Here is a 14,657-nt window from a genome sequence, read left to right on the forward strand (position 1 = left end):
GGTGAGGGGAAAGCAGTCACCGCAAAATCAACTGGCCAACTCGGTCAAACATACCCGCGCCCACGCCTCGATCAACCGCGCCGGCGTGCCACACACTTTGCGCTTGAACACAAAGTTCCGGCACTTCTCGGCAAACTGATTGCGGTTGTAAAGCATGTCCTCCTGCATCTCCTGCAGCTCGGTTTCGCGGCACTGCTGGATCAACACCTGATCAACCCGCGCCTTGCGCTCGCGCACCGCAGCATAGGTCGGATCGCTCACCGCACCGTTGGCCCGTTGCAGTAACCACAACGAAAACTCGTCCGGGCAGCGCGGGCCGATTTCCTGGACCATGCCCAGTTGCCACGCCTGCACCGCGCTCACCGGCAGACACGCCTGAGTCAATTGTTCGGCCATCGCCGGGCCGACGGCGCGGGGCAGGCTGTAGGTCCAGTATTCGGAACCATACAAACCCATGCTCTTGTAATGCGGGTTGAGCACGATATCGGCGCGGGCAAACACAATATCGGCCGCCAGTGCGAGCATCACGCCACCGGCGCCGGCGTTACCAGTAACGCCGCTGACCACCAGTTGCCGGGCGGTCAGCAGTTCTGCGCAGACATCGTCGATCGCCTGAATATTCGCCCAGGCTTCGGCGCCCGGATCCTGCGCGGCTTGAATCACGTTCAAATGCACGCCGTTGGAAAAGCTGCCGCGCCCGCCCTTGATCAGCAACACCTGCGTATCACGGGATTTGGCCCAGCGCAGCGCGGCGACCATGCGCTGGCATTGCTCGGTGCTCATGGCGCCGTTGTAAAACTCAAAGGTCAGCTCACCGACGATGCCGGATTCGCGATAACGCAGCGGTTGATAGGCTTCGTCACTGAACGGCTGTGTAGCGATCGACCAGTCGAGCACCGGCACGTCGGCCAATTGCTCGGCCAACAGGTGCCGCGCCGGTTGCTTGAAGGTTTCTTCGCCGGGTTGCGGTTTGCGTCGCAACGAACCAAGCCACAAACTCTGATCACCAGCCGCGACCAGCACCGCATCGTCATGCACCGCGAGAATCTCGCCGGGCATGCCGCTGCGCGAATCGAGGTGCGCGTCGTACACGTAATACTGACCGCCGGCCAGGCTCGCCAGCACGCCGGGCTGGCCATCGGCGGCATCGATGCAGCGTTTGATGAAGCGCGCGCAGTCGTGCCAGCTGAAACTGCGGTCGACCTGTTTCATGTTCGGCTGTAAGCGCCCGCGCACTTTCGCATCGGCATAGTCGAGGGTAACCGGCTCAAAACCTTCGATGAATTTCTCTACCACTTCGCGTATGCAACGAATTGCCGCGTCACTGACCCGGCCGTTGTACAGCTCGGATTTGCGCAGGCCCGCCGGCAGGTTGAATTCGCAGGTGGCCCACACCGGGCCGGCGTCCATCTCCTCAACGGCCTGCAACGCGGTAACGCCCCAACTCGGCAACTCATTGGTAATCGCCCAGTCGAGGGCACTGGCGCCGCGATCGCCGACGATGCCGGGATGAATGATCACCACCGGACGCTGGGTATTGCTCCACAGTGCTTCGGGCACACGGTCCTTGAGGAACGGGCAGATCACCAGATCGGCGCCGCTGTGTTCGATCTGCTCGCACACCACTTGTTCATCGGTAAACAACATGACGCTCGGCGAGTGCCCGGCCTCACGCAGTTCCAGCCAGGCGCGTTGGGTCAGGCCATTGAACGCTGACGACAGCAGGATGATGTTGAGTGGTCGCATGCTTGCTCTTCCTTGAGTGGGTTTAGCCGTGGGCTCTCGGTGAGCCGTCCCTGGCCTTCGATGGAGCCGCGAGATTAATCAGTGACCGCCCACGCGCCAGTGACCGAGGTCAACGTTCTGTCAGCCAATGTTTCTGCGGCGACGAAGCGGCTTATGCTCAATGGTTTGCATATGCTGATTTTTTATTACTTCAAATGTCTTCGAGGCTATTGCACAGTCGCGCCTGATCAGAGCCGGACGATCCCGGCAGAACGATGGTTTTTCGCAGCGGGTGGGACCCGTTTCAGGGAGCAAGACATGGGTGGGTACAACCCGCATTACCAGATCATTGGGCAGATGTTCCAAAAGGACTATCGCTGGCTGTGCGCTGCCGTTGGCCGCACGCTGGGTTGCCCGCACAGTGCGCAGGACATCGCCTCGGAAACCTTTCTGCGGGTGCTGGCATTGCCGGACCCGACGGCCATTCGCGAGCCACGCGCGCTGCTCACTACCATCGCCCGGCGGCTGGTCTATGAAGGCTGGCGTCGCCAGGACCTGGAACGCGCCTATCTGGAAAGCCTGGCGCTGGCGCCAGAACCGGTGCATCCGTCTCCGGAAGAGCGGGCGCTGGTGATCGAAGCGCTGCTGGCGGTCGATCGTTTGCTCAACGGGTTGTCGGCCAAAGCCAAAGCGGCGTTTCTCTACCACCAGCTCGACGGCTTGACCTACAGCGAGATCGGCGAGCGCCTCGGGGTGTCCACCAGCCGCGTGCAGCAATACATGGTCGAAGCGTTCAAGCGTTGCTATCAGGCGATGCAGGCATGAGGCCGGACGAAGCGGTGATCGATGAGGCCGCGCAATGGCTGGCGTTGTTGCAGTCGGGCGAGGCGGGCATGGCTGAGCGGGCCGCATTCGAGGCTTGGCGCGTTGCCGACCCACGGCATCAGCAGGTCATCGAGCAAATGGGCGGCGGCCTCAATCTGCTACGCAACCCGACCCTGCGCACCTTGCCGCGCAGCAGTCTGCTGCACAGCCTTAACGCGCCATCGAGTCGGCGACGCTTTATCAGCGGCAGTCTGAGTGTGCTCGGCATCGGGCTGTTGGCCGGGCTGCTCGGGCGGCGTTACGGCTGGCTGCCGGAGGCGGGGGAGTTGTCGACCGGGACCGGCGAGCGACGTGACTTCACCCTGGCCGACGGCAGTGCGCTGACCCTCAACGCGCGCAGTCGTGTGGTGCCTTTGTTCGATAGCCAACAGCGCCTGCTCGCCTTGCGCAGCGGTGAGTTGTTGGTGGATGTGGCGAAAGAGCCGGCGCGGCCCTTTGTGGTCGAGACCGAGCACGGTCGCCTGCGCGCGCTGGGGACGAAGTTTCTCGTGCAGTACCGCGAGGAGGCGACGCGTTTGGTGATGCTCCATTCGCAGGTCGAAGTGGTCACCGCCGGCGGTGCGCGGCAAGTGGTGCAGGCCGGCGAAAGTCTGTTGTTCAACGGCGCTGGAGTGCTGTCGCTGGAACGTAGCAACGGCCAGGAAAGTGCATGGGTGCAAGGTCGCCTGGAAGTCCGCGACCGGCCTTTGTACGAAGTCATCGACAGCTTGCGCCGCTACCGTCGCGGCATCTTGCATCTAAGCCCGGAAGTCGCCGACCTGCGCCTCAGCGGCCTCTATCCGCTTGACGACAGCGATCGCACGTTGCAACTGCTGGAACGCTCGCTGCCGATCCGCATCACCTGGCACAACCCGTACTGGGTCAGCATCGACGCGCGGTTATAAACCCATAACTTCTTGGCCTAATCGCCGCCCTATAAAAAGCGCTGGCCCGCTGCTCATTCCCTGCAGATGCCTCCAACAGGGAAACCCTTCGATGTTCTCAATCAAACAAAAATTACCTCGATTGACTCTTGCTGCTGCATTGGCGATGGGCATCAGTCCATGGGCGGCGGTGGCCCAGGAATCGGCAGCGGCGGTGTTCACCTTCGACATCGCCAGCGGACCGCTCGACGAAGTGTTGCTGGACATCTCGCGGCAGAGCGGTGTACCGATTTCTTTCAGCCAAGAACTGGTGAAAGGCAAACACAGCGCGGCGGTGCGTGGGGCATTGGGCGGTCGTCAGGCGGTGGAAAAGGCCTTGCTTGGCAGCGGTCTGCAAGTCGAACAAAGCACCCAGGGTTTAACGGTTCGCGCGGCTGATGTGCCGGCGAAAGTCACCGCTGTGGCGCCGGTCACCAGCGCCGATTACCGTATGGAAAAAGTCACCGTGACCGGTTCGCGCATTGCCCGCGCGCAGAGCGATGGCGCCACACCGGTCAACGTCATTACCCACGAAGAAATGGAAGCGCGCGGCTACAAAAACGTCTACGACGCCCTGGCGACGCAGACGCAAAACACCGGAATGACCCAAGGCGAAGATTACGGCAACACCTGGCAACCGGCGGCCAGCGCACTCAACCTGCGCGGCCTCGGCCCGAACCATACGCTGGTGTTGATCAATGGCCGTCGCGTCGCCGACTACCCAACGCCGTACGACGGCAAGGTCAATTTCACCAACCTGGCGAACATTCCGTCGGCGGTCATCGAACGCATCGAAATCCTCAGCAGCGGCGCCTCGGCGATTTACGGCTCGGACGCGATCGCCGGGGTGGTCAACATCATCCTCAAGGACAAGATCAACGGTGTCGACGTCAATCTCAAGGGCGGCACCAGCGAGCGCGGCGGCGGTGACAACCAGCGCTTGCAGATCAGCGGCGGCGGCAGTTGGGGGGATTTTGACGGCTTGTTCGGTCTGGAGCTGACTAACCGCGATCCGATCTGGGCCGATGACCGTGGCTTTATGCAAAACGGCCCGCTGGCAGATGTCGGTTACCGCCGCGACCTGAGCAACAATCGTTATCGGGGACCGGGTTGCGGTGCTTATCAGGGCACCTTCGACAACAAACTGGTCAACAGCGGCGGGCGCTGCCGCACCGATCAGATGTACAACGATTACTGGACCGTGCAGACCCAGAAGGAAAACTACGACGGCTATACCCGTGGCACCTGGCATTTCAGCGACAGCGGCCAGGTCTTCGCCGATTTGATGTACGGCCTCGACCATATCCAGAACAACACGCGCGGGCCGACCTTCACCTCACCGGATTTCATCAACCAGAACAGCGGCAATCTGGAGCGCTGGTATCGACGCTTCGGCGAAGAGGAAATCGGTGGTCGCACCAGCAACAACAGCAAGTGGCGCGACACCTCATGGACCGGCACCCTGGGGCTCTCGGACAAGATCGCCGACACCGGCTGGAGTTACGATCTGGCAGCCAATCGCTCGGAATATCGCAGCGTCAGGACCACGCGCTACACGCCACTGTCATCGATTCAGGATTTCTACCTTGGCCCGCAACTCGGTGTCAGCGGCGGTTATCCAGTATTCGCCCCGGATGCTTCACGGCTCGACCGGCCGCTGACGCCGCAGGAGTGGCAGCAGTTTCGCGGCAACCTCACCCAGAGCAGCAAGTCGGTGTCGACCAGTTACAACGCCTCGGTCAATGGTGACCTGTTCGACTTGCCGGCGGGTCCGGTGGGCTTCGCCGGGGTGCTGGAAGCGGGCAAGCAGGAATACCGCGTTGACCCGGACGATGGCCTCAATGACGGCATTTTTTACGGCGTGAGCCCACAGCAGAGTTCCGGTGGCTCGCGCAAACGCTACGCGGCGGGTGGCGAGTTCAGCATTCCGCTGACTGACACGCTGCTGGCGACCGCCGCCGGACGCTGGGATCAATACAAATTCAGCGGCCGCACCGAACAGCAGAAAACCTACAACCTGGGACTGGAATGGCGCCCGGTCACCAGCCTGTTGCTGCGCGGCAGTTACGGCACCAGTTTCCGCGCGCCGGATCTGAATTACATCTATCAGTCCGACAGCAACGGCTACTACCCGGCGCAGATCGATTACTACGGTTGCAGCCAGGGCGTGGAGGGTGCCTGTGATCGTGGGCGGGTCGATTACACCCAGAGCGGTACAGCGAATCTGGAGTCCGAACGTGGCAAATCGTGGACGTACGGGTTTGTCTGGTCGCCGTCGCGCAACTTCGATTTCTCCACGGATTTCTGGCGCGTCGAGATCGATGATTTGCTGACCACTGTCGATGAAAACCGTTTGCTGCAACAGGAAAACGAATGCCGCAACGGCACGCAGGACATCAATTCGGCCAACTGCCAAGCGACCCTGGCACGCATCGATCGCAACGCCGGCAATGCCGCGGTCGACCCCAACCAGTTGCAGCGCGTGCGGGTCAATGCGATCAACGCCGCCAGCGAGCGGGTCAGTGGTCTGGATTTCAAGAGCAATATCCGCTGGGGCGCCGGGCAATACGGCGCGTTCAGTTCTGCGCTGGGTTACACCCTGGTGTTGTCGCATTACTACAAGGAGTCGGAAGAGGCACCCACGCAAGACTGGCGCACCTCACGCACCAACTACGACTGGCGCAGCAAGGTCAACGCCAGCCTGACCTGGGATTACCAGAAAGCCACGGCGACTCTGGTGGGCATTCGTTACGGTTCGGTCACCAACGGCGCGGGGGACGGTCGCCTGTCACCGTGGACGGTGTTCAACGCCAGCGCGCGTTACAAGCTCAATGACCGGGCGAGTGTCGGGCTGACCGTGAACAACGTGCTCAATCAGGTCAAACACGATGACTCGGCGGGGTGGCCGTATTACCCGACCGGCAACTATGACCCGTACGGACGGCAGTGGTGGCTGGATGTGAGTTATCACTTCGGCGGCTGAGGGCAGGAATCTCGCGTTTACGTCCTACGGAAAATGGCAGGTTTTGCGGCAAGCAGCGGATATTTCCGACGACTTTTTCAGGTTGGTCGTCGGAAGCGCGATCTATAGCATCGGACCTGACATTGAAGTCGCTGAGTGGCTTGAACGCTCAGGCTCCCAGATAAAGGATCGATTATGCGTACCCCACACATCGAGCATGAAACCTCTGTTTATTCCCTGCGCAACTTCTGGATCGACGATCGCGCCAGATGCCCCATGGAGGATGTCGCGATGCCCACAGCAAAAGTGCCCCGGCTGACGGGGCTGAAGAAGGTCGCGGGCAAGCCTGTCGATTTGCTCGTGCATGGCCAGGACCTCGGTGACGACGCCATGCTGATTGTCCGCCTTACCGAGGAGGGCTTTGAGCTGAGCGACGTCGTCAACATGCTTTCAACTTCCGAAATGTACCTGTGCGAGGACATGGTCAAACGCATCACCGGCAAATCTGTCAGAACCGTGCAGCGGCTGTTGAAGGAAGGCAAATCGGTGCGGCTTGACTCGCAACAGAGTGTCGTCGCCTACCAATATGCGCTGGTGCTGGAGATGGCCACTCGGGCGTTCGGGGGGCTGCCACAGGCGGAAATATGGATGCAGAAGTCCACCCCTTACCTGAACGGCTACGTACCGTTGGAATTGACCCGTCATCCACTGGGCTTCCAGATGGTCGAGCAATACTTGTGTCGGCTCCTGTACGGGGGTTACCCATGAATCCCTTGCCCTGGGAAGGACACTGGTATGGCTGGCGCCTGGATCAGGAGGCCTACGGAGATACGTGGGACAGCGGGATGGGTCCAAAACTGAAGGGCGGTCGATGGAATGCGCCTGGCCGGCGAGTCGTCTATGCATCTGTCGACCCGTCCTCGGCCATTCTGGAGGTGGCCGCCAATAATAGTTTCGATGTACTGGACAGAGAACCTTATGTGCTGACGTGCTTTGAGGTCATCGGCGATGCACGGGTCAAAGTCGTTCAGCCCGAAGAGGTCCCGAATCCTTACTGGTTGAGTCCCGCTTGGCCGTCGCCCAATCAACAGCGGTTTGCCGACGCTTTACTGGATGAGCATCCGTTTGTCCTGATCCCCTCGGCGGCAACCCGCCACTCGTGGAATCTGCTGGTGAGCTGCGACCTGGCACAGGGGCAGTTCAAAATGGTTTCTCAAGAACGTTTTGGCCTGGATACAAGGTTGCTGAGGGAGATGGCATCGGGTTGATATCGAGGCATGGATTTTTTTGCATAACCTCAGCACCCAACAGTCTAAATCGGCCTCTATAAATCCTGATTCGTCATCGCACATCCCTGCATAAACCAAAACGCAGGGATGGCTGTTCATGATTCAGTTTTCACCCGTCAAATCACCTTTGAGCCTGGCCTTGCTGCTGGCAATCAACACACTGCCGGCGATCGCCGCCGATAGCACGGCAACCGAACCGACCACTCAACTGCAGCGTGTCGAAGTCACGGGGACGGCAATCCGCCGGGTCGATGCGGAAACCGCAGTGCCGGTCACCATCCTGCGCGTCGAAGAGCTGCGCGAGCAGGGTGTTACTACCACCGAGGAGCTGGTCAGCCGTATTTCCGCTAACCAGTCTTCGGTTGGCTCCGGGCGTTCGGTGGGCTCGAGCAGTGGCGGTGCGTCTTATGCGGATCTGCGCGGCATCGGCGCCAACAAAACCTTGGTGCTTCTCAATGGTCGGCGCCTGAGTAACAACGCCACCAATGCGATCAACGGCTCCGGTGTCGACCTCAACACCATCCCGTTCGCGGCCATCGATCGTGTGGAGGTGCTGCGCGATGGCGCCTCGGCGCTGTACGGCACCGATGCGATTGGCGGGGTGATCAACTTCATCACCAAAACCAGTCTCACCGAAGGGCAGATCAGCACGAGTTACGACACGCCGACGCATTCGGGTGGCGGTGAAAGCCGTAACTTCAGCGGCAGTTGGGGTTTCGGTGATTTGCAGGAGGATCGCTTCAACGTGTTCGGCGTGGTCAGCTACGACAAGCAGCAACGCCTGGCCGCCGAAGATCGCGGCTACACCTACAACTATCAGCCGAACCGCGGACTCGATTACACCTCCGGCACCGCCTCGCCGGCCAACTGGAGTCAGGGCAGCAACGCCACCAACCCTTTGGCCGGTTCCGGCTGCAACGCACCGGGTTTGCTGGCACGCAACGGCATCTGCCGGCAGAGCCTGTGGAACTACCTTGATCTGGTGCCGGAAACCGAAAAGACCTCGGCCTTCGCCAAAGCCACCGGCAAGCTGTCGGACGAGCACAACGTCAGCCTCGAATACTTTTGGGCACGCAACGAAAACCGCACGCAAATCGGCCCCGGCACATTGATGGGCAATCAGGTCAATCCCGGCACGGCGTTCTATCCGGGTAACGGCATCACGCCAGGGCCGAACGGCTTCGCCCTCGACCCGACGCAAGCGGTTGACGTCAACTGGCGTGAAACCGCCGTCGGTGCGCGGCAGCATGAGGACGACAACACCAGTCAGCGCTTGCTCTTGAGTTTCGATGGCACGCTCGCCGGCTGGGATTACAACCTCGGCGCTTCGTACAACCAGAACAAAGTGATCAACAGCATTCAGGACGGCTACGTCAACGATCGTGCGGTCAGCGCCGGCATTGCCAACGGTGTGATCAACCCGTTCGGTCCGCAGACGGCTGCCGGTTCCGCGCTGTTGGCGGCCAACGCGGTGGACGGTGATTACGCCACGGCGGTCGGGCGGGTGAAGGCCATCGACGGGCGCATCAGTCGTGAAATCGGCGACTGGTTCGGCGCCGGCCCTTCAGCATTGGCACTGGGCGGCGAGTATCGCAAGGAAGACTTCCATCAGGATTTCGCCGCATTTGCCGGAGACGTGCAAAGCCTCGGTGTTGATCCGAACGGCAGTGTTGCCGGGGATCGCAGCGTCTCGGCCGAATACGCCGAGGTCAATGTGCCGGTGCTCGACAGCCTCGAACTGTCCGCCGCCGTACGCCACGACAAGTACAGCGACTTCGGCAGCACCACTAACCCGAAATACTCGTTCCGCTTCCAGCCATTCAAGGAACTGGTGGTGCGCGGCGCCTACAGCGAAGGATTCCGTGCGCCGTCGTTGTATGAGTTGTACAACCCGACGTTCAGCAGTTTCACCAACGCCAACTACAACGACCCGCGTTTGTGCGCAGGCGGTAATCCGAGCAATGGCGGCATCGCCAACCGCGATTGCGCGCAGCAGTTCAATCGCACCAGCGGCGGCAATACTGACCTGAGCCCGGAAACCGCGCGCAACGTCACCCTCGGGTTTGTTTATCAGCCGTTCGAGCGCCTGAGCGCCGGGCTGGATTTCTGGTGGATCGACATCGCCAACCAGATTGCCGAGTTCCCCGAATCGGCGGTGTTCGAGAATCCTGAGCTGTACCCGGATCGCCTGATCCGCAAGCCGGATGGCTCCATCGATCACATCGTCACCGGGTTGGCGCCAACCTCGGCAAGATCAAGACCAATGGCGTCGACGTCAGCTTCGATTACCGTTTGCCGAGCACACCGTACGGCAACTTCGGCATCGGCCTGCAAGGCACCTACGTCACTCGTTATGACTACCAGCAACAGCTCAAGGGCGACTACATCGACAAGCTCGGCGATTTCCGTGGCGGTGATTTTGCGTCGGCGGGTGCCGTGGCGCGCTGGCGCCACAGCCTGACTGGCAGCTGGAATTACGGCCCGTTCGGCGCCGCGCTCACCAACCGCTACACCAGCGGTTACCACGACTCCGATCGCGACACCCACGATTACGTCGGCTCGTACAACGTCTGGGATCTGGCCGGCACCTACACCTGGCGCAAGACCCTGAGCGTGACCCTCGGCGCAAAAAACCTGTTCGACCGCGAACCGCCGTTCAGCAACCAGACCTACACGTTCCAGAGCGGCTACGACCCGAAATATGGCGATCCGTTCGGGCGGACGCTGTACACGCGGGTCAGTTACAAGTTTTGAAAATGCTCAGAGATGGCGGGTTTTAGTCACCTATTGATCTAAAGCACGCCCTATAAAAATCGCCGGCCTGTTGCACATCACAGGTAGGCAGGATGTGTGGTGACTGGCCCGGCGTTATCGCGAGCAGGCTCACTCCTACATTGGATTTGTGTTCACCGCAGTCCCGGTAGGAGTGAGCCTGCTCGCGAAGAGGCCAGTAGCAGCACCGTGTAAAAGGATCTGCCCATGTTCTCAAGGCTCATTTTATTCAGCGCTTTCGCGCTTCTAACACCGCTCAGTTGGGCCGCCCCGCAACCGGCGTTAACGGTTTACGGCGAACCCGCCAAATACGCTCCCGACTTCCAGCATCTGGCCTACGCCAACCCCGACGCGCCGAAGGGCGGCAGCCTGCGCCGTTCTTCGCTGGAAAGCGGCCCGTTCGACCACCTGATTCCCTACACCGACAAAGGCACCGGCGTGGCCGATATCGATGGCTGGCTCTACGCGCCACTGGCCTATCGCAGCAAGGACGAACCCTATAGCGTCTACGGTCTGGTGGCGCAGCAGATGGAGCTGGATCCGGATCGTCGCTGGATACGCTTCTACCTGAACCCGAAGGCGCGTTTCGACGATGGCACGCCGATCACCGCCGAAGACGTGCGCTACACCTTCAACCTGTTCACCACTCAGGGCAGTCTCAAATACCGCCAGCAGTTTCGCGATGTCGCCGAGGTCGTCGTCGAGTCGCCGACGCAGGTGCGCTTTCTCTTCAAGAACAACGACAGCCGCACCTTGCCGCTGGACCTGGCGACACTGCCGGTGCTGCCCGAACATTGGTGGCGTACGCGGGACTTCGCCGAGGGCGGCGGTTTCGAGATTCCGCCGGGCAGCGGCCCGTACCGCATCAGCGCGGTGGATGCCGGGCGTAGCGTTCAATTTCAACGGGTGCAGGACTGGTGGGCCAAGGACCTGCCGATCACGCGCGGCCTCTACAACTTCGATCAACTGAGCGTGGAGTTCTTCGCCGACACCGACGTGTCGCGGCAGGTGCTCAAGGCCGGCGGCTTCGATTACAACCGCGAGTTCTCCGCCACCAGTTTCACCATCGGCTACGCGGGCGCTGCACTCGAGCAAGGCAAATTGCTCCGTGAGCACCTCGCGCCCGGTGCTGCGCAAGGTGCGCAGGGTTTTGTGTTCAACCTGCAAAAACCACTGTTTCAGGATCGTCGCGTGCGTCAGGCGATCGCCATGCTTTGGGATTTCGAATGGAGCAACCGGCAGATGATGCGCAGCATGTACCTGCGTCAGCGCAGCTACTTCTCCCACAGCGCACTGGCGGCCACTGCGTTGCCGGATGCCGAAGAGCTGAAGATTCTTGAGCCGTTGCGCGGGCAGATTCCCGAGGAAGTGTTCACTACGGTGTTTGAACCACCGAAAACCGACGGCAGTGGCAACATCCGCGCCGAACAATTGCAGGCACTGAAACTGCTCGAAGCCGCTGGCTGGAAACCTCAGGGCGATCAGTTGGTGAATGCCGGTGGCGAGCTGCTGCACTTCACGTTTCTCAATGGCCAGAAAGGTTTCGAACGGCTGTTGTTACCGTTCAAACGCAACCTGGCGCAGATCGGCATCGGCTTCGATATTCGCCAGGTCGACACCGCGCAATACACCAACCGCGTGCGCAATCGCGACTACGACATGATCGTCGCCGGTTACCCGGTGAGTCAGGCCCCGGGGCGCGAGATGTTCAATTACTTTGGCTCCGACGGCGCCGCTGATCCCGGCTCGAACAATTACATGGTCCTGCGTGATCCGGCTGTCGATGCACTGCTCGAAGGGCTGGTGCAGGCCGACAATCGCCAGAGTCTGCTGCGTCATGCTCATGCGTTGGATCGGGTGTTGCAGTGGGGCTATTACTGGGTGCCCAACTATTACCCGCCGGGGATTTCCACGGTGTGGTGGAACCGCTTCGGCCGACCGGCGATTGCGCCGTTATACGACGCTGGCCTCGACACCTGGTGGGAAATCAGCCCGACCGCACTGACCACAACTCAGAAGCCCAAGGACTACAGCCATGTGGGGTTATAGCCTGCGCCGCCTGCTGCTGATCGTGCCGACGTTGCTGGCGATCCTGCTGGTCAATTTCGTTATCGTGCAAGCCGCGCCCGGTGGCCCGGTCGAGCAGGCCATCGCGCGCTTGCAGGGGATTGGCGTGGGCGCGGCGGTGGGTTCCAGCCATGTCGAAACCGTTGGAGGTGAGTCCCGCGCGACCCGAGGGCTGGACCCGAAACTGGTGGCCGATATCGAGCGCCAGTACGGCTTCGATAAACCGGCCAGCGAGCGCTTGTGGCTGATGCTCAAAAGGTATGCGCAACTGGACTTTGGCCAGAGTTTCTTTCGCGGTGCCAGCGTCACCGAATTGATCTGGCAGAAACTGCCGGTGACCTTGTCGCTGGGCCTGTGGGCGACACTGATCACCTATCTGGTGTCGATTCCGCTGGGCATTCGCAAAGCGGTGCACAACGGCTCGGCGTTCGATGTCTGGAGCAGCGTGGCGATCATCATCGGTTATGCGCTGCCGGGATTTCTCTTTGCGCTGCTGCTGATCGTGGTGTTTGCCGGTGGCATGGCGCTGGACTGGTTTCCGGTGCGCGGGCTGGTCTCGGACAACTTCGCCGAACTGTCACCATGGGGCAAGGTGGCCGACTATTTCTGGCACTTGGTGCTGCCGGTGATCGCCTTGGTCATTGGCGGTTTTGCCACATTGACCATCCTGACCAAGAACAGCTTTCTCAACGAGATCTCGCGCCTGTATGTGGTGACGGCGCGCGCCAAGGGCCTGAGTGAAAAACAGGTGTTGTACGGCCATGTGTTTCGCAATGCGATGCTGCTGGTCGTCGCCGGATTGCCGCAAGCATTGGTGACGGTGTTCTTCGGCGGTTCGCTGCTGATCGAAGTGATCTTCTCGCTGGATGGCCTCGGCCGCCTCAGTTATGAAGCGGCGGTGGCGCGCGACTATCCGGTGGTGTTCGGTTCGCTGTTCATCTTCACCTTGTTCGGCCTGCTGATAAAACTGCTCGGCGACCTTTGCTACACACTGGTCGACCCGCGCATCGACTTCACCGCGAGGGCTGCCTGATGCTGACGTTATCTCCAATCGGCCAGCGCCGCTGGGCGCGCTTCAAGGCACATCGGCGCGGCTGGTGGTCGCTGTGGCTGTTTCTCTTGTTGTTTGGCGCGAGCCTCGGCGGTGAGTTGGTAGCCAATGACAAACCGCTGCTGGTGACGTATCAGGGCGACTGGTATTTCCCGGCGTTCAAGCGCTACACCGAGCAGGACTTCGGCGGCGAGTTGCCGTTTCAACCGGACTATCGCAGCGCGCAGGTGCGGCAGTTGATCGAGGGGCAGGGCGGGCGGCTGTGGTTTGCGCCGATTCCGTTCGCTTTCGACACGGTCAATTACGACCTCACGGAGCCGGCACCGAGTCCGCCCAGTGGCGACAACTGGCTGGGCACCGATGATCAGGCACGCGACGTGCTGGCACGGGTGATTTTCGGCACGCGCGTTTCGCTGCTGTTTGCCTTGGCGCTGACGGCGGCGAGTGCGCTGATCGGCATCGCCGCCGGCGCATTGCAGGGTTACTACGGCGGTTGGGTCGACCTGATCGGTCAGCGCGTGCTGGAGGTCTGGTCGGGACTGCCGGTGTTGTACCTGCTGATCATTCTGTCCGGGTTTGTCGAGCCGAATTTCTGGTGGTTGCTGGGGATCATGGCGCTGTTTTCCTGGTTGAGCCTGGTCGATGTGGTGCGGGCCGAGTTCCTGCGCAGTCGCGGTCTGGAGTACGTGAAAGCCGCCCGGGCACTGGGGGTTGGCGATGCGCAAGTGATCTTTCGGCACATCCTGCCCAATGCCATGAGCGCGACGCTGACTTATCTGCCGTTCATTCTCACCGGAGCGATCGCGACCTTGTCGGCGCTGGATTTTCTCGGTTTCGGCATGCCGGCCGGCAGCGCTTCGCTGGGTGAGTTGATCGGCCAGGGCAAGAGCAACCTGCAAGCGCCGTGGCTCGGTTTGACCGCGTTCTTTGCTTTGGCGCTGATTCTTTCGCTGCTGGTATTCATCGGCGAAGCCTGCCGCGATGCGTTTGATCCGAGGACTTGA

At 60.9% G+C, this 14,657-nt stretch carries 9 protein-coding genes and 1 pseudogene; 9 read left to right on the top strand and 1 reads right to left on the bottom strand.

Annotation, left to right across the window (positions count from 1 at the left end; all coding sequences use genetic code 11):
• Positions 1 to 27 precede the first annotated feature (27 nt).
• Positions 28 to 1,746 carry a hydrogenase maturation protein gene (locus ACOYXE_RS05775; RefSeq protein WP_460928149.1) on the bottom strand — a complete coding sequence of 573 codons (1,719 nt, stop codon included), beginning with the start codon at positions 1,744 to 1,746 and terminating at the stop codon, positions 28 to 30.
• Between the two features lie 297 nt (positions 1,747 to 2,043).
• On the opposite strand from ACOYXE_RS05775, the gene ACOYXE_RS05780 reads away from it, so the two are divergent.
• From ACOYXE_RS05780 to ACOYXE_RS05820, 9 genes and pseudogenes are all read left to right on the top strand, one after another.
• Positions 2,044 to 2,550 carry a sigma-70 family RNA polymerase sigma factor gene (locus ACOYXE_RS05780; RefSeq protein ID WP_034152323.1) on the top strand — a complete coding sequence of 169 codons (507 nt, stop codon included), beginning with the start codon at positions 2,044 to 2,046 and terminating at the stop codon, positions 2,548 to 2,550.
• Positions 2,547 to 3,494 (top strand): FecR domain-containing protein, encoded by a 948-nt coding sequence (locus ACOYXE_RS05785; RefSeq protein WP_160058298.1) that lies wholly within the window; start codon positions 2,547 to 2,549, stop codon positions 3,492 to 3,494. The genes ACOYXE_RS05780 and ACOYXE_RS05785 overlap by 4 nt, the downstream gene beginning before the upstream one ends.
• Positions 3,495 to 3,585: 91 nt before the next feature.
• The gene (locus tag ACOYXE_RS05790; RefSeq protein WP_405123481.1) at positions 3,586 to 6,495 is read left to right on the top strand and encodes a TonB-dependent receptor domain-containing protein; all 2,910 of its coding nucleotides are present in this window, start codon (positions 3,586 to 3,588) and stop codon (positions 6,493 to 6,495) included.
• Positions 6,496 to 6,765: 270 nt separating this feature from the next.
• A complete protein-coding gene (locus ACOYXE_RS05795) occupies positions 6,766 to 7,242 on the top strand; it encodes an antitoxin Xre/MbcA/ParS toxin-binding domain-containing protein (RefSeq protein ID WP_174244514.1) in 477 nt (158 codons plus the stop codon).
• A complete protein-coding gene (locus ACOYXE_RS05800; RefSeq protein WP_160058294.1) occupies positions 7,239 to 7,742 on the top strand; it encodes an RES family NAD+ phosphorylase in 504 nt (167 codons plus the stop codon). Before ACOYXE_RS05795 ends, ACOYXE_RS05800 begins: the two co-directional genes overlap by 4 nt.
• A gap of 118 nt (positions 7,743 to 7,860) precedes the next feature.
• Positions 7,861 to 10,517: pseudogene (locus ACOYXE_RS05805) on the top strand (TonB-dependent receptor).
• Between the two features lie 225 nt (positions 10,518 to 10,742).
• A complete protein-coding gene (locus ACOYXE_RS05810) occupies positions 10,743 to 12,584 on the top strand; it encodes an extracellular solute-binding protein (protein WP_460928152.1) in 1,842 nt (613 codons plus the stop codon).
• Positions 12,571 to 13,635, top strand: a complete 1,065-nt coding sequence (locus ACOYXE_RS05815) for a microcin C ABC transporter permease YejB (protein ID WP_160058288.1) — start codon at positions 12,571 to 12,573, stop codon at positions 13,633 to 13,635. The genes ACOYXE_RS05810 and ACOYXE_RS05815 overlap by 14 nt, the downstream gene beginning before the upstream one ends.
• Positions 13,635 to 14,657, top strand: a complete 1,023-nt coding sequence (locus ACOYXE_RS05820) for an ABC transporter permease (RefSeq protein ID WP_160058286.1) — start codon at positions 13,635 to 13,637, stop codon at positions 14,655 to 14,657. Before ACOYXE_RS05815 ends, ACOYXE_RS05820 begins: the two co-directional genes overlap by 1 nt.

This window comes from Pseudomonas sp. MC6 (assembly GCF_054790575.1).